The organism is Pseudorhizobium banfieldiae, from assembly GCF_000967425.1.
Lineage (GTDB): Bacteria > Pseudomonadota > Alphaproteobacteria > Rhizobiales > Rhizobiaceae > Neorhizobium > Neorhizobium banfieldiae.
The window spans coordinates 3,027,805-3,053,722 of the sequence record NZ_FO082820.1; the positions used below are offsets into that span (position 1 = coordinate 3,027,805).

Genomic DNA, 25,918 nt, shown 5'->3' on the forward strand with positions numbered 1-25,918 from the left:
TCAGAACTCGATACCAGCCTGGGCCTTCACGCCGGCTTTGAAATGGTGCTTCACCAGCGTCATCTCTGTCACCAGATCGGCGGCATCCATCAGCAGGGGCTTCGCATTGCGGCCGGTGACCACGACGTGGAGATCGGGTCGTCGCGCCGTCAGCTCCGCCACAACCTTTTCCAGGTCGAGATATTCATAACGAAGAGCGATGTTGAGCTCGTCCAGGACCAGCAGCCCGATGCTGTTGTCGGCCATCAGCTCCCTCACCTTGTCCCAGGCGCGTTCGGCCGCGGCGATGTCGCGCTTCAGATCCTGGGTCTCCCAGGTGAAGCCTTCGCCCATGGTGTGCCAGACGACGCGGTCTCCGAAAGCCGCAAAAGCCGGCTGTTCGCCCGTGGACCAGGCTCCCTTGATGAACTGGACGATACCGACTCGGCGATTATTGCCGAGCATCCGCAATGCAAGCCCAAAGGCTGCCGTCGACTTGCCCTTGCCCGGGCCGGTATGAACCATGAGCAGACCCTTCTCCAGGGTCTTCTCGGCCACTTCCGCATCCTGAACAGCCTTGCGGTTCGCCATCTTTGCCCGATGGCGCTCGACCGTTGCATCATCGACCGGCTTCACGGGACGGCCACGCGGTCGGAGTTCGCCACAACCACGTCCTCGCCGGACCGGAACCTCTCACGCAAAAGCGCGGCGGACGCACCGAGCACGGCCCAGAAGACGAGGTTGGTCGCATAGACGGCGTTCACGAAACGCGCATGCAATTCATGTGGCACGGCAGTGTCGTGGCTCACCGGCAGCGGCGCCCCAACAAGATGCGGGGCAATCAGCAGCACGATCGCAAGCGCTGCCAGACCCGCCGATCGGGTGTAGGCAAGCAGCCCGAGAGCGAGACCGGTCGAAACAACGGAAGCCATCCACCAGACCTGACGCGGCCCGAGTTCGGCAGCAGGCATCCCCGGCAACTCAGGCGGCAGGCCGAGGCCAGGTGCAAGGCTGACGGTCACGAAGCTCGCGATCCCCAACAGGAGGCCCCGGCGCCAACCTCTGATGCCACCCAGTGCTTCTGCAATGGATAAAAGGACGAGACCGAAACCGATGCCAGCCAGCATGTTTGCGCCCGCCGTATAGATGAGGCGTTCGGCGCCATCCGCGGGCATCCAGGCTTCTTCCTCGACTTCCAGGGCAGCAGGGACAGACGGTTGCGCCGCCGACAACCCTTCACCCGCAGCAACAGGGTCGCCGGCGCCTTCGAAAGTTTCGGCCTCCATGATCAGGGGGATTGTAGAGAAGCTCTGCATTGCCGTCAGCAGCAGTCCGGACAAAAGCCCGGCGACCACCGCCGTGAAAACGATGTTACGAAACAGCGACATGTCGGACGTCCTCAGTGGCAGGGAAAGGCCAGCGAGTGGCGCGAATCGTGGGCAGCGTTGTGGACGACGTCCATGTGCGAGAAGCCCACAAACCCTACGACAAACAGCCCAAGCAGGGCGGACATGCTGAGAGAGAGCGTCCTGGAAGTTGAGGTCACGGCAACGTTTGAAGCCGATTTGGTCGTCATGGATCTTGTCCTTTCACCCTCCACCCGAGGGTCGTCGATCTGCACTCGCCGCCGGCAGGTCTCCTGGCTTGCGGATCATGCGCTCGACGTCCGCCTTCCCGGGATCTCCCAGTGGCTTGTGGACGTGAGCTCTCCGCTTACAGTTGCGGGGGCAGCCGTGGCATTGATCTCTTGTCTCACCACGTTCCCTCTGGGCCCGAACAGGCACCAGCGACGAGATCACTATAGCCAAAATGGTCGCCCAGGCAATCACCTTCGCCGCATTGACATGACAGCCGCAGCCGGCTTACTGACATTCCAGACGGTCCTGCCCGGCAACGGAACAGGCTAAAAGGGAATGCGGTGCGATCCTCCAAAGGATCAATGCCGCGGCTGCCCCCGCAACTGTAATCGGCGAGCCACTGCAAACGAGCCACTGGGCAAACCCGGGAAGGCAGCAGGCGGTCAGGACCCGAGAGCCAGGAGACCTGCCGTCGACAAAAATACGTTTCTCCGGGCGGGGTGCTCCGGGCGAGGCGAAACATCACGATGATCGGTATTGCTGGTCGTCCCGCGCCCCACCAATATCGATTCTGGCAGGAACGCGGCCTTGTGTGACGACCGATCCAGCGAAGCAGATGTTACCATTTTCGTATGCACGAACTGCCGTGATGCGTCTGATAGCGACTTGCGTCCGGGCGTCGCCCTGATCGCAGCCCTGCGTGAAGCGATCGCGGACAAGCCGTTGAGCGTCAAGCCGGTGACCTGCCTCGCAAACTGCCAGAAGAGCCCCAGCGCCGCCTTCTCCCACCGCACCGGATGGTCTTACGTATTCGGTCACCTGAGCGTCGAAAACGTCGAGGACATCGTTACCGGCGCCATGATGCTTGCAGACGACGAGCGCGGCTTCCTTCCGCTTCGCGGCCGCCCCGCCTGCCTCCGCGGCAATGGGATGTCAGCGCGCATTCCACCCTTCCATCATCACGAGGATATGCCCGTATGAGCGTCAACCTGAAACGAGTGCCATGCACCGTCGTCACCGGCTTCCTGGGAGCGGGCAAGACAACCTTGATCCGCCACCTCATCGAGAACCTCGACGGCAAGCGCGTGGCGATCATCGTCAATGAATTCGGCGATGTCGGAGTTGATGGCGACGTCCTGAAGGGTTGCGGCATCGAAAGCTGCCCGGAAGAAAACATCATCGAGTTGGCCAATGGTTGCATCTGCTGCACGGTCGCCGATGATTTCGTGCCGGCGATCGACCAGATCCTGGCACGCGAGCCGCGAGTCGATCACATTCTCATAGAGACCTCCGGTCTTGCGCTACCAAAGCCGCTTGTCCAGGCATTCCAGTGGCCGGCAGTAAAGGCGCGCGTAACGGTGGACGGGGTCGTTGCCGTCGTCGATGGACTGGCATTGGCAGAAGGCCGCGTGGCCGACGATCATGAAGCACTGGAGGCGCAACGGCAGTCGGACGATTCGATCGACCACGACAATCCGGTCGAGGAGGTCTTCGAAGACCAGATCGCATGCGCCGACATGATCGTTCTGACCAAGAGCGACCTCCTCGGCAGCGACGGTTTGTCAACAGCAAGGGAGCGCGTCGCAGCGCACCTGCCACGGGCGGTGAAGATCGTCGTCAGCGCCAACGGTACCGTCGACCCGGCAGTCCTGATCGGCCTCGGTCTCGCCGTCGAGGACGACATCGAGAACCGCAAGACCCATCATGACGACGAGTTCGATCACGAGCATGACGATTTCGACAGCTTCGTGGTGGAACTCTCTTCCGTGACGGATGCCGAAGAGCTTGCGCGCAAGATCGCAGCCACCGCCGAGGCAGAGAATGTGCTTCGCATCAAGGGCTTCGTGGACGTCGCCAACAAGCCTATGCGCCTGCAGGTCCAGGCAGTAGGATCGCGCGTCAATCACTACTTCGATCGTGCCTGGGCGCCTAGCGAGAAGCGCGAAAGCCGCCTCGTCGTTATTGGCGAAAGGGGGATGGATCGGGCCGCCATCGAAAGGATGCTTGCCGCCTGAGGCTCTGAAAGATGCATATCCTGGCCACCACATCGTCGTCTCTGGATGACCTTATCGAACCCGTGGACCTTGATCAGTCACCGGCAGACGTGGTGGTCCTGTCTTTCTCCGGCAGCGACCTGAACGGGCTATCCGCCGGCTGGGATAGACAGGGGATGGTGTCGCTGTCGGTGGCCAACCTCAGCGAGCTGCGGCATCCCATGTCGGTCGATCTTTGGCTCGACAAGACGGCGTCGCGGGCGAAGGTCATCCTGGTTCGCATTCTGGGAGGGTATGACCGCTGGCAGTATGGAGTGGAGGAACTGTCCCGGCTTGCCCGCCATAAAAACCTGAAGCTCGTCCTGCTGCCCGGCGAATGCAGTGTCCGGGATGATCGTTTGGCGGCCGCATCAACTGTGAGTTCGCAGGAGCAGGCGGCGATCCTTGCCTGCTTCCGTGAAGGCGGCCCGGACAATATGCGCCTGCTCGCGCATCGACTGGTCGCCCTCGCCGCAGATCGAACTGTCGGGCCGGGCGCTGCTACCGCAATGCCCAAGGCTGGCTTCTACCGGCCTGGGCTGGGTATTGTCGAACTCACGGCGCTGCTGGAAGGACGCGAGGAGACTGCGCCGCGGCTACCGATCATCTTCTACCGTTCCATGCTTCTCGCCGACGATGTGGCGCCGATAGATGCCCTGTTCGCCGAGCTGGAGAGGCGGGGCTTTGCTCCCCTTCCGATCTTCGTCGGCGGACTGAAGGATGCCGGCTCGCTCACGTTCGTGGAGCAGGCCCTTCGATCGGTCCGCCCCGATGCCATTCTCGCGGCAACCGCCTTCGCGAGCGGAACCGACGGCGATGGACACACGCTCTTCGATCACATCGGCGTCCCGGTCTTCCAGATCATCGTCGCGACCACACAACGCAGCGGCTGGCTTGAGGGACGGCGCGGGCTCAATCCTTCCGATCTTGCCATGCATGTCGTCCTGCCCGAACTCGACGGACGGATTCTGGCCGGTGCCATATCCTTCAAGCACGGCACCAATTCATCAAATCTGGTGAACAGCCCGGAGCTGAAACGCATAGAAGCGGTCGCGGACCGAATCGCCCGATGTCTGAGGCTCCGCTCAACGCCACGACGGGAGCGCAAGCTGGTGTTGATCCTGCCGGATTATCCGAGTGCCCCTGGCCGAACCGGATATGCCGTGGGTCTGGATGTGCCGCAAAGCGCCTTGGAGATCCTCCGCATGCTACGTGACGCCGGCTATCACGTCGACGACCTGCCCCTATCGCCGCGTGATCTGCTCGACCAGGTAGAGAAAGGCGGCCGAGGGCTCTCGCTGGCAACCTACCGGTCGCGGCTTGCCGCCTGCCCCCCCGATGCTCGTGAAGCGGTGGAAGCTGCCTGGGGACCGGCCGATGAGTATCCGGAACTGAGCGGGGACTCCTTCCACGTTCGCGCTGCCTGCTTCGGTAACATCACCGTTGCGCTGGCGCCGGATCGCGGGCGCAATGCCGATCGCCGCGCCGACTATCATGACCCGGCTCTTCCCCCGCGCCATGCTCTGCTGGCCTTCGGCTGGTGGATGGCGGATGGTTGGGGCGCTCACGCCATCGTGCACATAGGGGCTCACGGAACGCTCGAATGGCTGCCGGGCAAGAATGTAGCGCTTTCGCGGAACTGCTTCCCAGAGATTGTGACCGGCGGTGTGCCGGTCATCTATCCTTTCATCGTCTCCAATCCTGGAGAGGCAGCCGTTGCCAAGCGTCGGATCGCAGCCGTTACCCTCGGCCACCTGCCCCCCGTCCTCACCGATGCTGGGCTGTCCGACGATCAGAAGAAGCTTGAGCTGCTGGTCGATGAGTACAGCCAGGCAGACGGGCTCGATGGTCGCCGTCGGGACCGCCTGGCAAGGCTGATTGTCGAGCAAGCTTACGAGATCGGCCTCGCAGCGGACGTGGGCATTTCCCCCGACGACGATCCAGACAGCGCCCTCACCCGTATCGACGCCTTCCTCTGTGACCTGAAGGACCTCGCCATCAAGGACGGCCAACATGTCTTGGGAGCAGTCGCTCCGGGGGACGACGACCCTCTGCGGGTCGAAAGCGCGGCGAGCGAGCGGGAGGGGCTCCTCGCTGCCCTGGATGGCCGGCATGTCCGGCCCGGGCCGTCCGGTGCCCCCTCGCGCGGCCGTCAGGATGTGATGCCAACGGGGCGGAACCTGTTTGCAAGCGATCCCCGCACCTTGCCGACGCCGACAGCCTTCGAGCTCGGCAAGAAGGCCGCCGATGAGGTCCTTCGACGCTATCTTCAGGACCATGGTGAATGGCCGACGAGCCTCGTCTTCGACCTCTGGGGCAGCGCCTCACTCCGTAGCGGCGGCGAGGAGGTCGCGCAGGTGCTCGCGCTCATGGGTACGAGGCCCGTCCATGACGCCGCGACCGGTCGTGTCACGGGGATCGAGATCCTGCCTCCTGCTGTGATCGGTCGTCCGCGCATCGACGTGACGTTGCGCATCTCCGGTCTCTTCCGCGACATGTTCCCGGCGCTGATTGCCTTGCTGGACGCGGCGATGCGCGCAATCGCCGCCCGTGACGAGGCGCCTGGCGACAATCCCTTGGCTGAAGACGCGCGGCGTCTTGGCCATGTGCCCTTGCGCATCTTCGGCTCCGCGCCCGGAACCTTCGGGTCTGGCATCGAGGAAAAGCTCTCCGACGGCACATGGAGCGAACGGGAAGAGCTCGGCCGCCTGTATCTTGATGCCACCAGCCACGCTTACATGGGTGCCGACGGCGAGGCGACGGAGGCGTGCGGACAGTTCGCGGGTCGGGTGGAAGCAGCAGACCTGCTCGTTCACCCGGGCGATGACCCTGGACGCGATCTTCTCGATGGCTCGGCAGACGTGGCGTTCATCGGCGGCTTTGCGGCCGCCGCCGCCGCCCTTGGGAACAACGCCGAGGTGATTGCCCTCGACACGACCGATCCGGCACGGCCGCGCGCCCGGTCGATCACGGAAGCCATCACGCGCGTGGTGCGTGGCCGAGCGGTCAATCCGCGCTTCATCGCAGGGCAGATGCGCCATGGTCCGCGCGGTGCGGCTGAACTCGTCGAAGCCGTCGACCGCCTGATCGGCTTTGCGGAGACGACCCAAGCCATCCCGCAGTCGCTGATCGAGGCGCTCTATGACGCCTACCTCGGCAGCCAAGAGGTGCGCGACTTCCTGCTGTCGCAGAACCCCAAAGGCACCCGCTTCATGGCCGAGCGCTTCCGGTCGGCTCTGCGTCGCGGCCTCTGGCATCCTCGTCGGAACGCCGTGGACGCGGAACTCGAAATGCTGCTTGCGGAGCCGGTGTCATGAGACTGGTCGCAGCTGAAGCCGACAAACTGGACTTCCGCAGAGGAGCCTGCCCCGCATTGTCCGCCCCCATGCAGACGGGCGACGGGTTGCTGAGCCGCATATCCCTTGGCGAACCGATCAGCCCGGCCGAACTGGCGACGATCTGCCGCCTCTGCGAAGCACACGGCAACGGCGTGATCAACATCTCCGCACGCGGGAATCTGCAGGTCAGGGGCCTGACCACCGAAACAGCCGGGAAGTTTGAGGGCGACATCAGAAGCCTCAACCTGCCCCTTCGGGAGGGTCTGGCGGTCGAAGTACCTCCCCTGGCGGGCCTCGATCCGGCAGAGATTGCAGACCCCCGTCCGCTGGCCGATGCGATCCGCGCCGGGGCGCAAGGTCTGGGTGGGCTCGCGCCCAAAATGTCCGTGGTCGTGGACGGCAGCGGCCAGATGCGCCTTTCCGAACTGCTGGCCGATGTCAGGCTCGTCGCGACAAAATCGGCCAACAACGTGGGCTGGCAGGTCCTTCTAGGAGGAACACAAGCCGATGGTCGTGTCCATGGAACATTCCAGGCGCAGCAAGCCATAGACGAGGCACTGAGCCTGTTGCAGAGGCTTTCAAGCCTCGGCCCCACGTCCCGCGGCCGCGATCTTGTGACCGATGCCATGCCGCCATGCGCGATGATGGAGGACGGCTTCTCATCGTTGGATCTCGCGCTGCTGGAAGGGGACGACGCGGCCGTCGGCATCGGGCTCCCGTTCGGCCAGATAACCGCCGTGCAGCTCGCGGCTCTATGCACCGAGGCTGAGAAGCAACATATCCGCGCCGTCAGACCGGCGTTCGGACACGCGCTGATCCTGTTCGGCGACCATTCTGCCTGCAATACCATGCAGGTGTTTGCCGGCAGGTCCGGCTTCATCACCGAGGACACCGATCCTCGCGGCATGATTGCCGCCTGCCCCGGCAGCCCTTCCTGTACCTCTGCCGCCATCGACACTCATAGCCTGGCGCATCTCGCATTTGAGCAACTCGAAGAGCTGCTGGACGGGTCCTTCAACCTGCATATAACGGGCTGCGCCAAGGGATGTGCCCATCCCCAGGCAACTTCACTGGTCCTATGCGGCAGCGGAAGCGACATCTCCTTCATCGTGGGCAAGGCGTCGGATCCATCATTCGCTTCCATTCCGGCCGCCGAATCCGCTAATGCACTGCGCAGCATCGCCGCGCTCGTCCGAAAGGAGCGCCTCAAGGACGAAACTTCGGCGGCCTGCATCGCAAGGCTCGGCAGAGAGCAACTCGCCCTCTCCATCACGTCAGGACGCACATGACCACCTACGACTATATTCGCGAGGGCGACGCCATCTACAGGAAGTCCTTCGCGATCATCCGTGAAGAGGCTGACCTGTCGTCCTTCAGCGAAGATCAAGTCGATATCGCGGTCCGGATGATCCATGCCTGCGGCCTGGTAGAAGCTGCTGAGCATTTCCGTTTCTCTCCGGATTTCGTATCGAAGGCCCGCGGTGCACTGCATGCCGGCAGGCCGATTTTCTGCGATGCGGAGATGGTCGCCCATGGCATCACGCGCGCCCGACTGCCCGGCGACAATCGGGTAATCTGTACGCTTCGCGACAGCCGCACCATCGAACTGGCGAAGACGATTGGCAACACCCGCTCGGCCGCGGCCTTGGACCTGTGGGACGAGATGGAAGGGGCGCTGGTGGCGATCGGCAACGCGCCGACCGCGCTGTTCCGGCTGCTCGAAATGCTCGATGCCGGCGCGCCCCGGCCTGCCGCCATCATCGGCATGCCTGTGGGCTTCGTGGGAGCCGCAGAATCAAAGGAAGCGCTTATGACAGCACCCCTCGGGATTCCCTACGCAGTCGTCCGCGGACGCATGGGGGGGTCTGCAATGACAGCCGCAGCGGTCAACGCGCTCGCGAGGACCGGGCTTTGACAGCCAGCGTGAAGGGCCGCTTGACGGGCGTGGGCACTGGTCCCGGCGATCCCGAACTGCTGACCCTCAAGGCGGTGCGCGCGCTCCAGGAAGCCGATGTCGTCGCCTTCTTCTGCAAGAAGGGCAGCGCCGGAAATGGCCGCGCCATCGTGGACGCTCATCTCCGCCCTGGGGTCATCGAACTGCCGCTCGTTTATCCGGTAACGACGGAAACGCATAAGGAAGACCTGAACTACAAGGAGCCGATCGCCGCTTTCTTCGATCGCTCGGCGGAGGATGTCGCCAGGCATCTGGAGGAAGGACGAAATGTCGCCGTCCTCAGCGAGGGTGATCCCCTCTTCTACGGATCCTACATGCATCTTCATGTGCGGCTCGCGCACCGCTATACGACGGAAGTTGTTGCCGGCGTCACGGCCATGTCGGGCTGCTGGTCAGTCGCCGGGCTGCCGCTGGTCCAGGGCGATGATATCCTCAGCATCCTGCCGGGAACGCTGCCGGAGGAATCACTGGCAGAGCGGCTGGCAAGAACGGACGGCGCCGTGATCATGAAGGTCGGCCGCAACCTGCCGAAAATCCGGCGTGCCCTTCAGTCGGCCGACAAGCTGTCACAGGCCGTCTATGTCGAACGCGGCACGATGGCGGCCGGCAAGGTATGCCGGCTTGAGGAACGGGATGAGACCCCGGCACCATATTTCTCGCTAATCCTCGTTCCCGGCTGGAAAACACGTCCATGACCGGGTCGCTCGTTGTGGTGGGAACGGGGCCTGGAAACCCCGAGCAGATGACCCCGGAGGCCGCCGCCGCCATTGCCGCGGCTGAGGATTTCTTCGGTTATTTCCCCTACCTCGACCGGCTTTCCCTGCGCCATGACCAGCGTCGGCACGCATCCGACAACCGCGAGGAACTGGCGCGGGCGCGGGAAGCGCTCGCCATGGCCGCGGCAGGAGGGAAAGTCTGCGTCGTTTCGGGCGGCGATCCTGGCGTTTTCGCAATGGCCGCGGCCGTCTGCGAAGCCATCGAGGCGGGACCCGCGGAATGGCGCAGCATTGATCTCTCGATCGTTCCCGGAGTCACCGCCATGCTCGCGGTGGCAGCGAGAGCTGGCGCACCACTGGGGCACGATTTCTGCGCCATATCCCTCTCGACCAACCTGAAACCCTGGAACGTCATCGAAAAGCGCATCGTTGCGGCGGCCAAGGCTGGCTTCGTCATGGCCTTCTACAACCCGATCAGCAAGGCACGCCCGCATCAGCTCGGCGAAGCCTTCGACCTGCTTCGCCATCATCTGCCCCCCTCGGTGCCGGTGATCTTCGGCAGGGCTGCTGGACGCCCGGATGAGATGATCAGGACCGTTACCCTCACCGATGCCGCGCCGGAGATGGCAGACATGGCCACCTGCATCATTGTGGGTACGAGCGATACGCGGGTCATCGAACGCGGCGGGAAGGAGCCTTTGGTCTATTCACCGCGCAGCTACAGGGGTGGCAGTGCATGAGCGAGGTGATCCAGGACCGCTTCCACGGAGTCGACTGCCGGAACCTCCGCCAGCCGCGGGCGGCGAATCAGGATCACGTCGATCCCCAGCTTGCGAGCCGCGATGATCTTCCCGTAGCTGGCGGGGCCTCCACTATTCTTTGCCACGATGACTTCGATACCATGCTCCTGCAGCAGCGCCTTCTCACTTGCTGCCTCGAACGGCCCGCGCTCCGTCAGGTAGGCGGCATAGGGAACCGCAAGCCGCGGCTCGACAGGATCGACGCTACGAACGAGATAGCGGTGGTGGGGCGCGGCTTCGAACGGCAGGAGTTCCTGCCGACCAAGGGTAAGAAATACCCTCCGCGATTCTTCGCCCAACAGCTGGACCGCCTCAGTGATGCTGCTCACCTCGGTCCATCGATCATCCGGCTGGCGTTGCCAAGGCGCACGGCGGAGCGCGATCATCGGCACACATGCCTTCTTCGTCGCTTCCGCCGCATTCGCCGATATTCGAGCGGCATAGGGATGCGTCGCGTCGATCAGGATGGAGATCTTCTTCTCCCGAAGATACTGCGCGAGACCTTCCGCTCCGCCAAAGCCACCCACTCGAACAGGAACCGGGTGCTCGATTGGAGTTCGGGTTCGACCGGCAAGCGAGAGCACGACAGTATAACGAGGATCGTCCGCAAGACGGCCTGCAAGCCGGCGCGCCTCTCCCGTGCCGCCCAGAATGAGGATGGAGTGTTTCAAAGTGCCTCCTGAATCACCCGCCAACCATGCACCGCGCAGGCGCTGGCTGTCCATCGTCGGCATTGGCGAGGACGGAGTTGCGGGGCTGGGAGAAAACGCCAGACTGGCGATTGCCTCCGCCGAAGTCGTCTTCGGAGGGCGAAGGCATCTGCAACTGGCAGAACCTCTGATCAAGGGGCAAGCCCAAGCTTGGCCGAGCCCCTTCGACGCATCCATGAATGACCTATTGGCTCTGAGGGGAAAGCCTGTCTGTGTGCTCGCCTCCGGCGATCCGTTCTTCTTCGGCGTCGGCGTGACCCTCTCCCGGCAAGTCGCGCCGGATGAATTCGCGTCATTCCCGGCCCCATCGGCTTTCTCGCTCGCCGCCTCACGCCTCGGCTGGGCCCTGCAGAAGGTGGAGACGCTGTCGCTGCACGGTCGGCCCGACGACCTCATCCGGCCGCTGCTGCATCCTGGCCGCCGCCTGCTGGTGCTGACCTCGGATGGGAACGGTCCGAAGATCCTAGCCAAGCTACTCTGTGATCTCGGTTTTGAAGATTCAAACCTCACCGTACTGGAGGCGCTGGGAGGTCCAGGTGAGCGTATCCGAGCCCACACGGCCCTTGGGTTCCCGTCCTCCGATATCCACGACCTCAACCTCGTCGCAGTCGAAATCAAGGCACGGGCGGATGCGCGTATCCTTCCGCTCACCGCCGGCCTTGACGATGATCTCTACGAACATGATGGCCAGATCACCAAGCGAGAAATCCGCGCAGTGACGCTCTCCGCGCTCGCACCACGCCGTGGAGAGCTGCTCTGGGACATCGGCGCCGGCTCAGGTTCGATCGGCATCGAGTGGATGCTCGCCGATCCCTCCATGCGCGCTATCGCATTCGAGGCTGACCCTGTTCGAGCGGAACGCGCACTGCGGAACGCCCAGGCTTTCGGCGTTCCCGGTCTCAGGATCGTTCACGGCAAGGCACCTAAAGTGCTCGACGACCCCGAAAAGCCTGACGCGATCTTCATCGGCGGTGGGGGAAGCGCACCCGGCGTATTGGATGCAGCTGTCGAACAGCTCAAACCCCTTGGGCGGTTGGTGGCAAACGCCGTGACAAGCGAGATGGAGGCGGTTCTGCTGGCTGCCCAGGCCCGGCTTGGCGGCAGCATGGTGCGGCTTCAGGTCAGTCGCCTCGGGGATGTTGGCACGATGCATGGCTGGCGCTCGGCCATGCCAGTCACGCAATGGATCTGGACAAAGCCGGGAGAGAACCGATGATCGTCGCGGGGCTCGGATGCCGCAGAGGAACGAGCGCGGACGACGTTGAGGTAGCGCTGATCCTTGCTTGCAGCAAGGCCGGGATCGACTTGTCGTCGATCGACTCCCTGGCGACGGGCACAATCAAGGAGGACGAGCCGGGCATTTTGCAGCTCGCGACACGGCTGAACTTGCCGCTTCATATTGCCCGAGACGATGAACTGCGGGAAGCTGCGCCGCTGACGCAGACCGTCTCGCGACACAGCCTGGCGAAAACATCCTCCCCCAGCCTTTCCGAAGCCGCGGCCCTGGCTGGAGTAGATGGTCCGGCCGTCCTGCTGGTAGCCCGAGTGATAGCCGAAGGCGCCACATGTGCTCTTGCTCAATCGAGAACCATACCATGACAGTTCACTTCATCGGCGCGGGCCCCGGAGCCGCCGATCTGATCACCGTACGCGGACGCGACATTCTCTCCCGCTCGCCCGTCTGCCTCTATGCCGGCTCGATCATGTCGCGGGAACTGCTGGCCTATTGCCCGCCGCATGCACGAATCGTGGATACGGGTTCCCTCTCCCTCGAGGAAATCGAGACGGAGTACCTGGCCGCCCACCGGCAAGGTCAGGACGTAGCCCGCCTGCATTCCGGCGACCTTTCCGTATGGAGTGCCGTAGCGGAGCAGATCCGGCGCCTTGAGAAGCACGGCATCGACTACACGTTGACGCCGGGCGTGCCCTCCTTCGCCGCCGCCGCGGCCGCTCTGCGGCGGGAACTGACAATCCCGGAAGTGGCACAAAGCGTGGTCCTGACACGGATCTCGGGCCGCGCATCGAAGATGCCGGACGGTGAAACCCTGGCCGCCTTCGGGGCGACGGGCGCCACACTCGCCATCCACCTCGCGATCCATGCGCTCGATAGGGTGGTGAGCGAGCTGACCCCGCACTACGGCGAGGATTGCCCGGTCGCGATCGTCGTAAGGGCCTCATGGCCGGAAGAGAGGATCGTCGAGGGCACGCTGAAGGACATCGAAGCAAGGCTGGCCGCCGAACCGCTGGAACGCACGGCTCTGATCTTCGTCGGCAGGGGATTGCGTACAACGAATTTCCGCGAGAGCCGGCTCTATGACGCGGATTACGTCCGTCGATTCCGCCCGGGCTGGCCTCAGGAGGAAGAGGCCTCGGAATGATCGCTCGGCGTAAACGGTGCCCTGCCCTTCGGCCTGCCCTCACGATCGAACACCAGGATCTCGAGTGCGATGTCGGGGCGCCCAAGGGCCTTGGCCGCGGTTCGCCAGGCAAGTCTGGCGACCCGTTCTCCGAGGTCCAATCCCTCTGCTTCAGCCTCTTCGAACGCGCCGGCTACCGTATTGGCCGCGGCGATCCGCGCCGCCAGGGCCTCGGAAGCGCCGGCATCTCTTGCAAGCTCCGCAAGGGCTGCAAGATCGGCCATACCGCGTTTGGAATGAACGTCGAGCATGCCTTGCGCGAGCTTCGTCATCTTCGCGACGCCGCCGGCGATCGTCACCCGCTCGACCGGATGGCTGCGCAGATATTTGAGCATGCCACCGACAAAATCTCCCATATCGATCAGGGCGATCTCCGGCAGACCGTGATAGGCCGCCACGGCCTTCTCGGACGTATTGCCGGTCGAGCCTGCGATATGGCTAAGCCCTGCAGCACGGGCGACATCGATGCCCCGCCAGATCGAATGGATCCATGCCGCGCAGGAGAATGGAATGACGATGCCGGTCGTGCCCAGGATGGAGATCCCGCCGAGTATACCGAGCCGCGGGTTCAGGGTCTTTTCCGCCAGCAGTTCACCGCCCGCAACGGAGATCTCTATTTCCAGGTCTGCCATGGGTCCGGCCACTTCGGCGATCGCGGCGGCAATCATTTTCCGTGGAACTGGATTGATGGCGGGCTCCCCGACCGCCAGCGGCAGGCCCGCCCGCGTTACCGTGCCCACGCCCTGGCCGGCCCGGAACGTGATGCCCGAGCCCGGGAACGCTTCCCGGACCGTGCTGATGATCAGTGCCCCATGGGTGACGTCCGGGTCATCACCCGCATCCTTGACGACGCCGGCTCGGGCAAGGCCTTCGTCGCGCTCTTCCATGGCAAGCGCAAAGGCCGGACGCTGCCCGCCCGGCAGTGTCACCTCGACAAGGGCCGGAAATTCACCTCCGAGCAGCGCCTGACAGGCCGCCTTGCTGGCCGCAGCCGCACAGGTTCCCGTCGTCCAGCCGCGGCGCAGGTTCTTGCCTTCGACATCCATGATCGCTTCTATAACTGCGCCGGCCGCGAGCGTCACCGGCAAAAGGTTTCCGCATGAGCTTGACTGACATGATCGCCTCGGCCTGCGCCGCAACGCCCGATTTCGCATCAGGTCATGTCTGGCTCGCGGGCGCCGGGCCGGGGCATCCCCGCTACCTGACCCTCGAGGTCGCGGACGCGCTGGCAAAGTGCGACTGCGTCGTCTACGACGCGCTGGTTTCGGCCGAGGTTCTCGCTCTCGCAGGAACCGCGGAGCTGCATTTCGCCGGCAAGCGTGGCGGCAAGCCGTCTGCCACTCAGGAGAGCATAACCGCAACACTCATTGAGCTCGCCCGCGCCGGTCGCAGGGTTCTTCGCCTGAAGGGGGGCGACCCCTTCGTCTTCGGCCGGGGCGGAGAGGAGGCAGAGGCACTGGCGAAGGCGGGCATCCCATTCCGCGTCCTGCCTGGCCTCACATCCTCGCTCGCCGCCCTCGCGTCCGCGCATATTCCCGTCACCATGCGTGGCATCAGCCGCTCCATTACGCTTGCCACAGGCCATGCGGCCGGCACTCCGGATGATCTGGACTGGCGCGCGCTCGCCCGCGTCGGGGAACCCATCATCGTCTATATGGGGCTGAAGATGATCGGCGAGATCAGCCGGCTTCTGATCGAAGGCGGACTTTCGCCCGAGACACCGACGGCAGTCCTGATGTCCGCCACGACACCTGATGAACGGCTTCTCGTCGCAACGCTTGCGACGGTGGAAGCGGAGGTCCAGCGGCAGGACTTCGCCGCACCCGCGCTCATCGTCATCGGCGACATCGTCTCCATGCGGAATGTGCTCAATTCCGGGGACGGCTCATGAGTGCGCGCGCGCTGATCATCGGCGCCCCGCGATCCGGCTCCGGCAAGACGAGCGTCACCATCGGCTTGCTGAGGGCCTTTGCCCGCCGCGGCGTCAAGGTTCGCGGCATCAAGACCGGCCCGGACTACATCGACCCGGGCTTTCATGAAGCCGCTACCGGCGCGCCCGGCCTCAATCTCGACAGCTGGGCTATGGCACCTGAACTGCTTCGCCACCTGGTAAGTGAACACGCCGAGGATACCGAGCTTCTGATCATCGAAAGTGCCATGGGACTTTTCGATGGTATCCGAAGCGAACCAGGCCGTACTGGTGCCGCCTCCGATCTCGCAAGCCTCTTCGGGATCCCCGTCCTGCTCGTGCTCGATGTGTCGGGTCAGTCGCGGACGGCCGCAGCGATAGCCTGCGGATTTGTCCATTACGACCCGCAGGTTCGCATTGCCGGCTGCATCCTCAATCGCGCCGGCAGCGAGCGCCATCGCCACCTTTGCACGGATGCCATCAACGACATCGGGCTACCCGTTGTCGGCACCGTTCTCCGGGATCCGTCGCTGACCCTGCCGGAGCGCCATCTGGGTCTGGTGCAGGCCCATGAGCATCCCGAAGTCGATGCCCATATCGACAGGCTGGCGGATGCGATGGAAGCGTCACTGGATCTGGATGCGATCTTTGCAGCGGCGGCCCCGCTCCACATACCCTCAGGCTCTGCGGAGTTGGCGCTCGCACCACCAGGACAACGCATCGCACTGGCACAGGATGCCGCCTTCACCTTTCTCTACCCTCACCTCGGTCGCCATTGGCGAGCCTGCGGTGCAGAACTGGTGCCGTTCTCGCCGCTGGCCAACGAGGCGCCTGCAGACGGATGCGACGTCTGCTGGCTGCCGGGGGGATACCCTGAACTTCATGCAGGCCGCCTTGCCGCCGCCGACAACTTCCGTACCGGACTTGCGCGCTTTGCCGAACGACATCCCGTTCATGGTGAGTGCGGCGGCTATATGGTGCTTGGTGAGAAGCTGGAAGATGCCGACGGCGTGACGCATCGGATGGCCGGACTGCTCTCGCACGGTACGAGCTTTGCAAAGCGCAAGATGAACCTCGGCTACCGCCAGGCAACGCTCCTTGTCGATGGCCCGCTCGGACGCAAGGGCGACAGGATCCGTGGCCACGAATTCCACTACGCGCGGGTCGTATCGCCCGGCCACGACGAACCTCTCGCCCAGATCGCCGACGGCCTCGGCACCCCCATCGGCCCCTCCGGCGCCCGCCGCGGCCTCGTCAGCGGCAGCTTCTTCCACGCAATCGCGAGGGGAGAAATCGATTAGATTTAGCCGGAGAGGGTGGGACTCTCCTCCAGTTACCACGAAAACGCCTGCGCCGCCTAAGCTTCTGGCCCAAAAAGCAGTTTTCTTTCTACACCGCTTGTTACATGACGTGTTACATTGATGGCAAGAGCTGGCGGGATCGGTGTCAGGAGTGGCGCTTCCAAGACTACAGGGCAACTGCAATCTGAATCTGAGAGCAGGCCGCTATGAAGAACTCTCTTCATGAGTTTTGCATCCGACTCCGCTGCTCATCCAACGCTTCGATGCGACCCCGTCAGACCGGTTCTCTTCTTTCGCTGCTTCAACTCCGACGGCGCTCCACGACGGGCGGGGTTCGCCGGTAATAAGTCCGTTCTGACGATTTTGGAGACCAAGCCGCTGCAAGATGCCCGGATTGTGAGAGACATCTGTTTTCGTATATTGCTCCCAAATGGCCATTCGGAGCGAGTGCTCCGCGAACATAGGTAGTGACGTGAAAGCGCAACGCGTGGAAACGTAGACTTAGCACGAGGCATAGCTGCGACCGGTGTAATGTTCTACCATCTGCTCTACGGCGAGCAGATCGTGGCAATTGAGCGAATTGCCTATTATTTCGTCTATGCCTTCTTCATCATCAGTGGCTTTTCATTATATATCACTTATGTCAACCGTCTGATAAACATGAGTGATGTACGCGCATACGCGGTCAAGCGATTCAGACGTATCGCGCCGCTGTTCTATCTAGCGTGTTTGTTGCAGATGCTGTTGGTTGACTCGCCGAACTGGAAGACGGTCATGCTCAACATGTCTCTGATGTTCGGATTTGCCAATCCTGACTCATCATCGATGGTGATGGGCGGCTGGTCAATCGGTATCGAGATGGCCTTTTACGTCGCCTTCCCTGTCATCGTGATCCTCACGAATCGCAAACTCGTGCTTTTGTCAACCGTTGCTACGGCAAGCATTATCCTTATGGCGATCTTCCTCAACAGCACCTTGTCCGGCCAAGAGCAGATGACGAGCGAGTTGTGGCGCGCCTATACACAGCCAATCGCCTTTTGGGGATACTTCGCCTTCGGATGCCTGCTCGGCGAAGCTTACCTGCGTTACCGGCAGGCGCTAAAAGGACACTGGCTTTGGTTTCCTATGATTGGGCTCTCGGCAGTTCCATTCTTTTTTGTACAAGTGGACAATGATATTAGCTTGCTGACCGGCTGGGAAGGCGCACTATTGATGTCTTCAACGCTCCTAATGATCTCCTCCGTGGCATTTGCGAAGGAGCCAAGTGGCCACACACTATGGGTAGCCCAATGGCTCGGCAGGCTGAGCTACCCAATCTACCTACTTCACCCGATCATGTATCTTGGGATAGTTTCGCCTTTAGTGAAGGATAATCCTTCACTTCGAATCGGGCTGACCGTTATTACTACTCTCGCCTTTTCCACGTTGGTGCATCACATTATAGAGCGGAGGCTTGGAGGCAGCGCGCGGCTACCAGCATCCACATGATCATTTCGTACGGCTTCCGGCGCAGCGCAAGATGGTCAGAGCCGCTTAGTTGTCAGCTTCCGATTTACGGCACCTCTCCGCGACAGAGCAGATCCTGTCACATACGCCATTCGTCTTCCTTGGGGCCTGAAGGTCCGCAAAGAAGCGCGCCGTACATCCCTAGTGCACATCGGAGAACTCCCGGCCGGAACGAAGTATCGCCTCTTGCGCAGATTCAGGCGGCGACCAGCCAAACGTCTGACGAAACCGCGTCGAATTAATCTCCAGAGTGCCGAAGAGGCTTTGTGTAACGGCGCCGCGGCCAACTAGCTTTAGTGGCGCCTCAAGCAGGCTCAGGGGAAGAGGCACCAGACGGGGAGATTTTCCCATCCCCTCACGCAGGCGCGTAAGAATCTGCGAAAGGCTTAGGCTCTCGTTGTCGGCGACCGCATACGCTCCGGAACGCTCCGGACACGCTCCTCGCAGGGCAACGAGCACCGCGTCCGTTAGATTGGCGAGCGAAATCATTGATCGCCGATTATGGGCTCGGCCAAAGGGCAAGGGCAGGCCCGTCGCAGCAAGCTTTTGCAGGAGATACCAATTGCCTTTAGCGGTCGCGTCATAGACCAGCGGAGGGCGAAGCGAAATGCCGGTCCTGCCTCCGCTGGCGAAAGCCGCAACGTGGGCTTCGGCAGCGAGCTTCGAACGGCCGTAGGGAAGAGTTGTGCAAGTTGACATGAAATCGTCGACAACTTCCTCATTCGCATTCGCCGTTACGGCAAAAATGCTCGACATCAAGATGAACTTCTCAACGCCTGTTTCCCGCGCCTGCGCGACAAGGCGGGCTGTTCCTAGATCGTTTACCGCGGTGAACTCTTCTGTATCTACTCCGGCTGCCGGTGTTCGCGCGGCGAGATGCACGACGGCATCGCATCCATCGAGTGCTGGGCGCCAGTCGGTTTCTGCGTTTATCGACCCGACCTTGATCGCATCTTTATCGCCCGTACTTCGTACGGCTCGAGTGACCAAAAAACCCGCGGAGCTTAGGGTGCGGGCCACCCTTCGTCCGACGAAACCGGTTGAACCCGTCAGGAGAACTCTTGCCATCTTTTAATCTGCTTTCAGTGTTAGCCGCAGCGACCCTAGTTGATTTGCAAGCTTGCAGAAAGAAGACTGAGGTAAGGATGTCGGCCGCCTTCCCTCTTGTGGCGAAGAATCGGACGCCTCGGGGCCAACGCTGGGTCGTCAGAAACGTGCTGCGAACTGATAGTTGTCTCGCATCGCTTCACATTGTATGCCCATGCCGCAGCCCATAGTAGCCGCGCTTTAGGATACGAACGCACAATGCTCATGTTCAATAGACGTTTCAAACTGGCGGCGTGGAGATTGATTAGCGTCTTGCTTGATCTCGCCGTAGCGTGGGCGTCCTTCTACGGCGCTTACGTCATCGTATATGACACGACTGCGCTCAACTTTGTACCGGCGCTGTGGGAGAACGCCGCTGCCTTTACCGGGTTATTCGCCATTGCGCTGTTCATATTCGACGTCCATCGTGGAACTTGGCGCTATGTATCGCTCCCTGACGTGCTCAACTTGGTCAAGACGGCTGCTGCGACGGTTGCTATCTACACGGTAGGTGCATTTCTTGTCTCGCGCGGTACACACATACCACGCAGTGTCATTGTCTTGAGTGGGCTTCTGCTTGTGGTCGGACTGGTAACGCCGCGACTAGTCTATCGGCTGGCGGTTGAAGGACACTGGCTCAATCCGCTAGGGGGCCGCCGGCCGGAGGAAGGTGCCCGAAACGTACTAATTCTTGGCCTCACGAATACGGCCGAGAGCTTTATCCGAGCGTGGCGGCGTACACGCCAGTCAAAGTTTTACGTGGCAGGCATTCTGGATTCTGCAGAATCCTCACGCAAGGAACTAGTCCAGGGCGTCAAGGTCGTGGGCAGCTTTGGTGACTTAGCTGAGGTGATCGAACGCTTTGAGAAACGCGGTGTCTCCTTGACCGAGTTGGTCATTGCGGAGAATTCACCCAGTAGGCAGCGCCTGAGCGACATCGTCCAGCGAGCAACGGCGGCGGGCTTGAAGGTCACGCGTATCCCGGATCTTACTGACCCTGCGGCTCTGACCAGCGCTACACTGATGGATCCGAAACCGATCGAGTTGCGCGATCTTCTAGGTAGGGCCGAGGTCGAGACGGACATCAACAGTGTGGCGACGTTGATTTCCGGGCGCTGTGTCCTCGCGACTGGCGCAGGCGGATCGATCGGATCGGAACTTGTGCGTCAGATAGCCCAGTTCCGCCCGCGTCAGCTCGTGCTGACGGATAATTCGGAATACAACACCTATATGCTCGACAAGGAGATCAGGGAAGCTTATCCGGATCTCAACGTTGTCACACGGCTGGTCAGCGTCCGCGACAAGGCGCGCTTGCGCGAGCTATTCTCACGGTGTCGGCCTGATGTCGTCTTCCACGCAGCGGCGCTGAAGCATGTTCCGCTCGTTCAAGAGAACCCGATCGAGGGCATAAAAACCAACGTGCTTGGAACCCGTAACGTGGTGGATGCGGCCATCGAGAATCATGTCTCGACCTTCATCATGATCTCCACTGACAAGGCGGTGAACCCGACTAACGTTATGGGGGCGACTAAGCGAGCGGCAGAGGCCTATTGCCAGACCATGGATTTGGCGATCTCGCAAAAGACCCGCTTCAAGACAGTACGCTTTGGCAATGTGCTCGGCTCCAATGGTTCGGTGGTTCCGCGCTTTCAGGAGCAGATCGCCGCTGGCGGCCCCGTTACCGTCACGCATCCGAACATCGTGCGCTACTTCATGACGATCCCAGAGGCCGTACGGCTAGTCTTGCACGCCACTGCTCATGGCCTCAACGCGCAATCGGAGCGCGGGAAAATCACAGTGCTCGACATGGGTGATCCCGTTAGGATCGTCGATCTCGCCGAGCGGATGATCCAACTTGCTGGCTTCAAACCGAACGCAGATATCGACATTGTGTTTTCCGGGCTGCGGCCAGGTGAGAAACTTTATGAAGAGCTGTTCGATCCGAGCGAAGTACAGGACGCGACAACAAAGGATGGTTACGTTGTGGCGAACCCCAGAGTGGTGGATAGTGCTTTCCTGATGCGGACGTTAGATGGCATTGAGGCCGCGGTACTGGCCGAGGATGAAAAGCGCGCACTGGAACTGCTTCGCCATATTGTTCCGGAATACAAGGACAGCACTGCGGATCTCGCTTCCAAGGTGCAGGTAGCCCGCGACATGGAAGTACGTGCAATCTGAAATGAAGAAGGTGTTTGATCTCTCGAGCGCACTAATCGGTCTCATTTTTGCAGCGCCCGTGATTGCAGTCCTCGCGGTTTTGATCCGGCGAGAGTCGGAAGGTCCGGTGATCTTTTCACAGGAACGTGTCGGACTGGATGGGCGGCTATTCCGTTGCTACAAGTTGCGCACCATGACTGTGAATGCGCCCAACGTACCAACCCATCACGCAAGCGGTGCGCACATCACACGTGTCGGCGCGTTATTGCGTAGAAGCAAATTGGACGAGCTTCCGCAGTTGTGGAACATCATCCGTGGTGAGATGAGCTTCGTGGGTCCGCGGCCATGCCTCCCGACGCAGGCAGAACTGATCGAGGAGCGTCGGCAGCGAGGTGTGCTGGCATTGTTGCCGGGAATCACCGGCTTGGCGCAAGTGAACAACATCGACATGTCAGATCCTGTCCGGCTCGCCGATAAGGACGCTGAATATCTCGCCAACCGGTCATTCCTTGGTGATCTACACTTGATCTACTGCACGGTTTTCCGGCGCGCTGGCAGCGGCGACCGGGTACGCATGGGCTAATTTACGGCCCCCTCAGGACGACCTAGGCTGATAAGACAAGAACTCTCCGAGGAAGACAGATGATACCGCTTTGCGTCCCGAATATCTCAGGCAACGAGGGGAGGTACCTGGCAGAGTGCGTTTCCTCGACCTTTGTATCCACCATAGGTCCTTTCGTCAGTCGCTTCGAGACAATGGTCGCGGAGGCTGCAGGGACACAAGGTGCCGTTGCGACGTCGGCAGGCACGACTGCTCTTCATGCCGCACTCATTGCAGTCGGCGTCCAGCGCGATGATCTTGTCATTTGCCCAGCGCTAACGTTCATTGCGTCCGCCAACGCAATTTCGCATACCGGCGCTACTCCATGGCTGTTTGACGTCGACCCTGCGAGTTGGACGCTCGACCCTGCACTGTTGTCACGCGAACTTGCTGAAGAGACCCAGCGACACGATGGCCAGATTTTCCACGCCAAGACGGGTCGGCGTGTCTCCGCAATCGTGCCAGTATTTACACTGGGCATCCCGGCAGACATGGATCCAATTCTCGCGACCGCGCGCGAATACGGCCTGAAGGTCGTCGTCGACGGCGCTGCTGCGCTTGGCGCGCTATATAAAGGTAGAAAATCCGGAGCACTCGGTGCCGACCTTACGATGTACTCCTTCAACGGCAACAAGACGACTACGGCTGGTGGCGGCGGTGCAGTAGCGGGTGACTCCGACGCTGTTCTGGCGCATTTTCGCCATTTGACCACGACCGGTCGCGTCGGAACAGACTACGACCATGACGTTGTTGCCTTTAACTATCGCATGACAAATCTGCAGGCGGCCGTTGGATGTGCGCAGATGGAACGGCTGGACGAGTTCGTTGCCGCGAAGCGCCGTATCGCAGCTCGCTACGAAGAAGGTTTTCGCGGGTTGAATGGCATTGGACCATTTCCGGATCCGGAATATGCAACGAGTCCAGCCTGGTTTTCTGGATTTGCCTTTCAAGGCGAAGATGGAGGCGAGAAAAGCCGAGCTCTGCGTGCCTATCTGCGCGAGAAGAGTATCGATGCCCGGCCCTTTTGGAAACCGATGCATGACCAAAAGCCTTATGCCTCCGCTCCACGCACCAAAATGCCGGTCACCGATACCTTGTGGCGGGGAGTCGTTACGCTACCGTGTTCTACACATCTGACGAGAGCTGAACAAGATAAGGTAATCGAAACGGTGCTCGAATGGTTTGAATCGTCTGCTCTATAGATCGACAAAGCTCTTTGCGATCAGCCGATGGTCTATAGGTATATCTCGCAACCGGCTAACGATGCGGTCTGCCGCGTGCCCGTCGCCATAAGGATTGGCCATGCTCGCCAGTGAGGCACGAAAAACCGGACCGATGGCCTTATAGATGGCAGCCTCGATGGCGTTCTTATCGGCCGCACAGTCGATCACATTGGCGGCGCGCGTGCGCCCCTTTTGGCGATCACCTATATTGACAGTTGGAAGTTGGAAACCCGGTGTCTCGATCAAGCCGCTCGATGAGTTCCCAACCATTGCTCGTGACTCGCGCAGCATAGCGAGGTAGTTCAGTGCACCAAAGCTCTCGACAAGCCAAGAGCGGCCAGGCCTCCGCCTTACAAAATCCGTCATGAGCATGCGGATGACGTCGCTTTCGACGTCCGCATTAGGCGCGGTTAGTACGACGGGGTGATCCACCGCCTCGAGCGCAGCCAGCAGCGCGCGTGTTTGGTGTCCGGCCTCTCCAAACTGTCGAGTGACGGGATGGAAGGTCACGAGCAGAGGCGGCTCGTCGAGAGAAATGCCGAATTTACTAGAGAGTGCCGCTCGGTCAGGGAGGTTTGCATTCATGATCGTGTCGAGCGCAGGCGCGCCCGAAACCATTATCCGCCAGTCTTCCTCGCCCATTTGCCGAACACGGCGCGCGTAGTCATCAGTTGCAACAAAGTGCAGATGCGCCATTTTCGTCATGGCATGGCGGAGAGAATCATCGACCGCGCCGAATGAAACTTCGCCGCCGTGGATATGAGCAATAGGAATGTTGAAGGGTACGCAGGCTGCCGTCGTAGCGAACATTTCGAAACGATCGCCAAGCACCACTGCGATATCGAACGCGCCCCTAGCGAGAAGTGCGCCTGTTCCTGCGAGCGCTGCCGCCATAGCATCAGCGACGGCGGCGCAGTTGGACATGGTTTCCGGAAGAGGAATGCGCGCGGCGATGGGTCGACCGTCACGCTCGATCTCGCGCACCGTCTCACCACCGGCTGTCGAAAGGTGCTGCCCGGTGACGAGTAGGGAATAGTCGAGCTCTGGCTCCGCCTCGATACGATTGAGGATCGAATGATAGATCCCATAATCTGAACGGCCCGCAGTTGTAATTAGTAATCGACGCATGGCTTCTCTACGCGGAGGAGTGTTATTTCTATAATACCATCTTGCTGCCATGAACGGCTCGCAATGAACAGGAGGTTAAGTTGAACCGGTTGCGGGCACAGCGCCGACACCTTCGATTCCTGCCTTCTTGACCGTAGAAGCAACTAAACGCAACAGGTCGAGGAAATCTCACATAGCGTAATCCATGGGTCATAGCGCGCTCCGCTGGCAGTTTAGCTGCCGCCCTGGCAGAAGGTGCTTGGCGACGGCGTAAGCAGGAAAACGGCGGTGCTGAAATCACATACGCAACATCTATCGCGCCGGTAATCGGAACCTGTGCGCCACTATGGGATGTCCGGCTTGCCACCGCAGAGCAGTGCCTGTAACAGCTTCGTGAAACGCCTTGCTGCCGGGAAAGGATGGAGTGATGAAGACATTCGTGATCGCCGAAATCGGCGTCAATCATAACGGCAGTCTTGATTTGGCCTTGAAGCTCGTTGATGCGGCTGCAACGGCAGGCGCGCAGGCAGCAAAGTTTCAGACCTTCAAGGCAGATACGATCACCGCGCGCAACACCGCGACGGTTGCCTATCAAAAGGTCGCCGGGGGTGACGACCAGCACACTATGCTTAAAAAGCTCGAACTAAGCGATGAGGATCACCACAAGATTGCGGCGCACTGCGCCGATCGTGGGATAGAGTTTATGTCGACAGCGTTCGATAGCGCTTCCCTCGATCTGCTGTGCACCATCGGCATTCGCCGCATCAAGGTGCCTTCCGGTGAGGTGACGAACATCCCCTATCTGCAGGACTGCGCGCGGCGCGGATTGCCTGTCATCTTGTCGACCGGGATGGCCGATTTACGTGAGGTGCGTGCAGCAGTGCAGACCCTACATGAAGCCATGCCCGCGCATCTGCCCAAGGATCCTGGGGGCCTCCCCCGGCTGGTGGTTCTTCATTGTACAAGTGCCTACCCAACAGCGCTGGACGACGTGAATCTGCGTGCAATGGCGACCATGGCGGCGGAACTTGGCGTTCCGGTTGGATATTCAGATCACACACAGGGCATTCTTGTACCGCCGATTGCCGTCGCATCCGGTGCACTTGTTATTGAAAAACATGTCACCCTCGACCGCACCATGGCGGGGCCGGATCATGCGGCGTCCCTGGAGCCGAACGAGCTACGGGCAATGATCGACTCGATTGCAACGGTAGAGGCGATCATGGGCGACGGCCATAAGGTACCGCGCGCAGCCGAACTGGAAGCTCGTTCACTCGTTAGACGGGGTGTGAAAGCGGCACGAGACCTTGAGGCGGGAGAAGTTCTGGGGATGGAGGACTGCGTTCTCTTGCGCCCTGCAACAGGCATCTCTCCGGCCGATTTTTCCCGATTGCCCGGGATGCGCCTGAGCCGCTCTGTCAAGATGGGTGAGCCGCTCGACTGGTCGATGCTGGATTGACAATGAAGTGGGCGGCTAGTAGCGCAACGCTAAAATCGAGAAACT

23 protein-coding genes, 1 pseudogene and 2 riboswitches are annotated in these 25,918 nt (G+C 61.3%); of the genes and pseudogenes, 17 read left to right on the forward strand and 7 right to left on the reverse strand.

Going from position 1 to position 25,918, the window contains the following annotated elements:
- Genes cobO through NT26_RS22195 form a run of 3 tightly spaced genes read right to left on the reverse strand, consistent with a single transcriptional unit; the run spans position 1 to position 1,555 of the window.
- Positions 1 to 615 (reverse strand): cob(I)yrinic acid a,c-diamide adenosyltransferase, encoded by a 615-nt coding sequence (gene cobO / locus NT26_RS14865; protein ID WP_082077712.1) that lies wholly within the window; start codon positions 613 to 615, stop codon positions 1 to 3.
- Positions 612 to 1,367 carry a CbtA family protein gene (locus NT26_RS14870; RefSeq protein ID WP_052639825.1) on the reverse strand — a complete coding sequence of 252 codons (756 nt, stop codon included), beginning with the start codon at positions 1,365 to 1,367 and terminating at the stop codon, positions 612 to 614. Before NT26_RS14870 ends, cobO begins: the two co-directional genes overlap by 4 nt.
- 11 nt (positions 1,368 to 1,378) lie before the next feature.
- Entirely contained in the window at positions 1,379 to 1,555 is a 177-nt protein-coding gene (locus tag NT26_RS22195) for a CbtB domain-containing protein (RefSeq protein ID WP_065814540.1), read from the reverse strand.
- 36 nt (positions 1,556 to 1,591) lie between these two features.
- Positions 1,592 to 1,782, reverse strand: a riboswitch (cobalamin riboswitch).
- Positions 1,783 to 1,840: 58 nt separating this feature from the next.
- A riboswitch (cobalamin riboswitch) is annotated at positions 1,841 to 2,044 on the forward strand.
- A 100-nt stretch (positions 2,045 to 2,144) separates the two neighbouring features.
- On the opposite strand from NT26_RS22195, the gene NT26_RS14880 reads away from it, so the two are divergent.
- Genes NT26_RS14880 through NT26_RS14910 form a run of 7 tightly spaced genes read left to right on the forward strand, consistent with a single transcriptional unit; the run spans position 2,145 to position 10,337 of the window.
- Positions 2,145 to 2,537 (forward strand): DUF1636 family protein, encoded by a 393-nt coding sequence (locus NT26_RS14880; protein ID WP_065814541.1) that lies wholly within the window; start codon positions 2,145 to 2,147, stop codon positions 2,535 to 2,537.
- Complete coding sequence (gene cobW / locus NT26_RS14885) at positions 2,534 to 3,571, forward strand: cobalamin biosynthesis protein CobW (RefSeq protein ID WP_052639832.1); 1,038 nt, start codon at positions 2,534 to 2,536, stop codon at positions 3,569 to 3,571. The genes NT26_RS14880 and cobW overlap by 4 nt, the downstream gene beginning before the upstream one ends.
- A gap of 11 nt (positions 3,572 to 3,582) precedes the next feature.
- Positions 3,583 to 6,906: a cobaltochelatase subunit CobN gene (gene cobN, locus NT26_RS14890; protein ID WP_052639834.1), complete on the forward strand. Its 3,324-nt coding sequence runs from the start codon at positions 3,583 to 3,585 to the stop codon at positions 6,904 to 6,906.
- Positions 6,903 to 8,216, forward strand: coding sequence for a precorrin-3B synthase (gene cobG / locus NT26_RS14895; RefSeq protein WP_065814542.1), 1,314 nt, complete (start codon positions 6,903 to 6,905; stop codon positions 8,214 to 8,216). The genes cobN and cobG overlap by 4 nt, the downstream gene beginning before the upstream one ends.
- A complete protein-coding gene (locus NT26_RS14900) occupies positions 8,213 to 8,842 on the forward strand; it encodes a precorrin-8X methylmutase (RefSeq protein WP_052639838.1) in 630 nt (209 codons plus the stop codon). The genes cobG and NT26_RS14900 overlap by 4 nt, the downstream gene beginning before the upstream one ends.
- Positions 8,839 to 9,576: a precorrin-2 C(20)-methyltransferase gene (locus tag NT26_RS14905; RefSeq protein WP_052639840.1), complete on the forward strand. Its 738-nt coding sequence runs from the start codon at positions 8,839 to 8,841 to the stop codon at positions 9,574 to 9,576. Before NT26_RS14900 ends, NT26_RS14905 begins: the two co-directional genes overlap by 4 nt.
- Positions 9,573 to 10,337: a precorrin-3B C(17)-methyltransferase gene (locus tag NT26_RS14910; protein ID WP_052639842.1), complete on the forward strand. Its 765-nt coding sequence runs from the start codon at positions 9,573 to 9,575 to the stop codon at positions 10,335 to 10,337. The genes NT26_RS14905 and NT26_RS14910 overlap by 4 nt, the downstream gene beginning before the upstream one ends.
- Here the strand turns inward: NT26_RS14910 and NT26_RS14915 are convergent.
- Positions 10,316 to 11,068 (reverse strand): cobalt-precorrin-6A reductase, encoded by a 753-nt coding sequence (locus NT26_RS14915; protein WP_052639844.1) that lies wholly within the window; start codon positions 11,066 to 11,068, stop codon positions 10,316 to 10,318. The two genes, NT26_RS14910 and NT26_RS14915, sit on opposite strands and share 22 nt — an antisense overlap.
- On the opposite strand from NT26_RS14915, the gene NT26_RS14920 reads away from it, so the two are divergent.
- From NT26_RS14920 to cobM, 3 genes are read left to right on the forward strand one after another with little or no spacing between them, the layout of a single operon-like run.
- Positions 11,055 to 12,323 (forward strand): bifunctional cobalt-precorrin-7 (C(5))-methyltransferase/cobalt-precorrin-6B (C(15))-methyltransferase, encoded by a 1,269-nt coding sequence (locus NT26_RS14920; protein ID WP_052639846.1) that lies wholly within the window; start codon positions 11,055 to 11,057, stop codon positions 12,321 to 12,323. The genes NT26_RS14915 and NT26_RS14920 overlap by 14 nt on opposite strands.
- A complete protein-coding gene (locus tag NT26_RS14925; protein ID WP_052639848.1) occupies positions 12,320 to 12,706 on the forward strand; it encodes a cobalamin biosynthesis protein in 387 nt (128 codons plus the stop codon). Before NT26_RS14920 ends, NT26_RS14925 begins: the two co-directional genes overlap by 4 nt.
- Positions 12,703 to 13,485 carry a precorrin-4 C(11)-methyltransferase gene (cobM, locus tag NT26_RS14930; protein ID WP_052639850.1) on the forward strand — a complete coding sequence of 261 codons (783 nt, stop codon included), beginning with the start codon at positions 12,703 to 12,705 and terminating at the stop codon, positions 13,483 to 13,485. The genes NT26_RS14925 and cobM overlap by 4 nt, the downstream gene beginning before the upstream one ends.
- Here cobM and NT26_RS14935 read toward each other — a convergent pair.
- Complete coding sequence (locus NT26_RS14935) at positions 13,461 to 14,570, reverse strand: cobalt-precorrin-5B (C(1))-methyltransferase (RefSeq protein WP_052642234.1); 1,110 nt, start codon at positions 14,568 to 14,570, stop codon at positions 13,461 to 13,463. The two genes, cobM and NT26_RS14935, sit on opposite strands and share 25 nt — an antisense overlap.
- 53 nt (positions 14,571 to 14,623) lie before the next feature.
- On the opposite strand from NT26_RS14935, the gene cobA reads away from it, so the two are divergent.
- From cobA to NT26_RS14950, 3 genes and pseudogenes are all read left to right on the forward strand, one after another.
- Entirely contained in the window at positions 14,624 to 15,415 is a 792-nt protein-coding gene (cobA, locus tag NT26_RS14940; protein ID WP_052639851.1) for a uroporphyrinogen-III C-methyltransferase, read from the forward strand.
- Positions 15,412 to 16,734: a cobyrinic acid a,c-diamide synthase CobB gene (locus tag NT26_RS14945; RefSeq protein WP_052639853.1), complete on the forward strand. Its 1,323-nt coding sequence runs from the start codon at positions 15,412 to 15,414 to the stop codon at positions 16,732 to 16,734. Before cobA ends, NT26_RS14945 begins: the two co-directional genes overlap by 4 nt.
- A gap of 504 nt (positions 16,735 to 17,238) precedes the next feature.
- Positions 17,239 to 18,222, forward strand: a pseudogene (locus NT26_RS14950) (acyltransferase family protein); the annotation flags it as partial.
- A 159-nt stretch (positions 18,223 to 18,381) separates the two neighbouring features.
- Here NT26_RS14950 and NT26_RS14955 read toward each other — a convergent pair.
- A complete protein-coding gene (locus tag NT26_RS14955; RefSeq protein WP_052639857.1) occupies positions 18,382 to 19,308 on the reverse strand; it encodes an NAD-dependent epimerase/dehydratase family protein in 927 nt (308 codons plus the stop codon).
- A gap of 237 nt (positions 19,309 to 19,545) precedes the next feature.
- Between NT26_RS14955 and NT26_RS14960 the strand changes: the two genes are divergently transcribed.
- From NT26_RS14960 to NT26_RS14970, 3 genes are read left to right on the forward strand one after another with little or no spacing between them, the layout of a single operon-like run.
- Entirely contained in the window at positions 19,546 to 21,504 is a 1,959-nt protein-coding gene (locus tag NT26_RS14960) for a polysaccharide biosynthesis protein (protein WP_065814543.1), read from the forward strand.
- A 1-nt stretch (position 21,505) separates the two neighbouring features.
- Positions 21,506 to 22,066 carry a sugar transferase gene (locus tag NT26_RS14965; protein ID WP_052639859.1) on the forward strand — a complete coding sequence of 187 codons (561 nt, stop codon included), beginning with the start codon at positions 21,506 to 21,508 and terminating at the stop codon, positions 22,064 to 22,066.
- Between the two features lie 59 nt (positions 22,067 to 22,125).
- Entirely contained in the window at positions 22,126 to 23,286 is a 1,161-nt protein-coding gene (locus tag NT26_RS14970; protein ID WP_052639861.1) for a DegT/DnrJ/EryC1/StrS family aminotransferase, read from the forward strand.
- On the opposite strand, the gene neuC is transcribed toward NT26_RS14970, so the two are convergent.
- Positions 23,281 to 24,486 carry a UDP-N-acetylglucosamine 2-epimerase gene (gene neuC, locus NT26_RS14975; RefSeq protein WP_052639863.1) on the reverse strand — a complete coding sequence of 402 codons (1,206 nt, stop codon included), beginning with the start codon at positions 24,484 to 24,486 and terminating at the stop codon, positions 23,281 to 23,283. The genes NT26_RS14970 and neuC overlap by 6 nt on opposite strands.
- A gap of 355 nt (positions 24,487 to 24,841) precedes the next feature.
- On the opposite strand from neuC, the gene neuB reads away from it, so the two are divergent.
- Positions 24,842 to 25,873, forward strand: a complete 1,032-nt coding sequence (gene neuB, locus NT26_RS14980; protein ID WP_052639864.1) for an N-acetylneuraminate synthase — start codon at positions 24,842 to 24,844, stop codon at positions 25,871 to 25,873.
- The last annotated feature ends 45 nt before the right edge of the window (positions 25,874 to 25,918 follow it).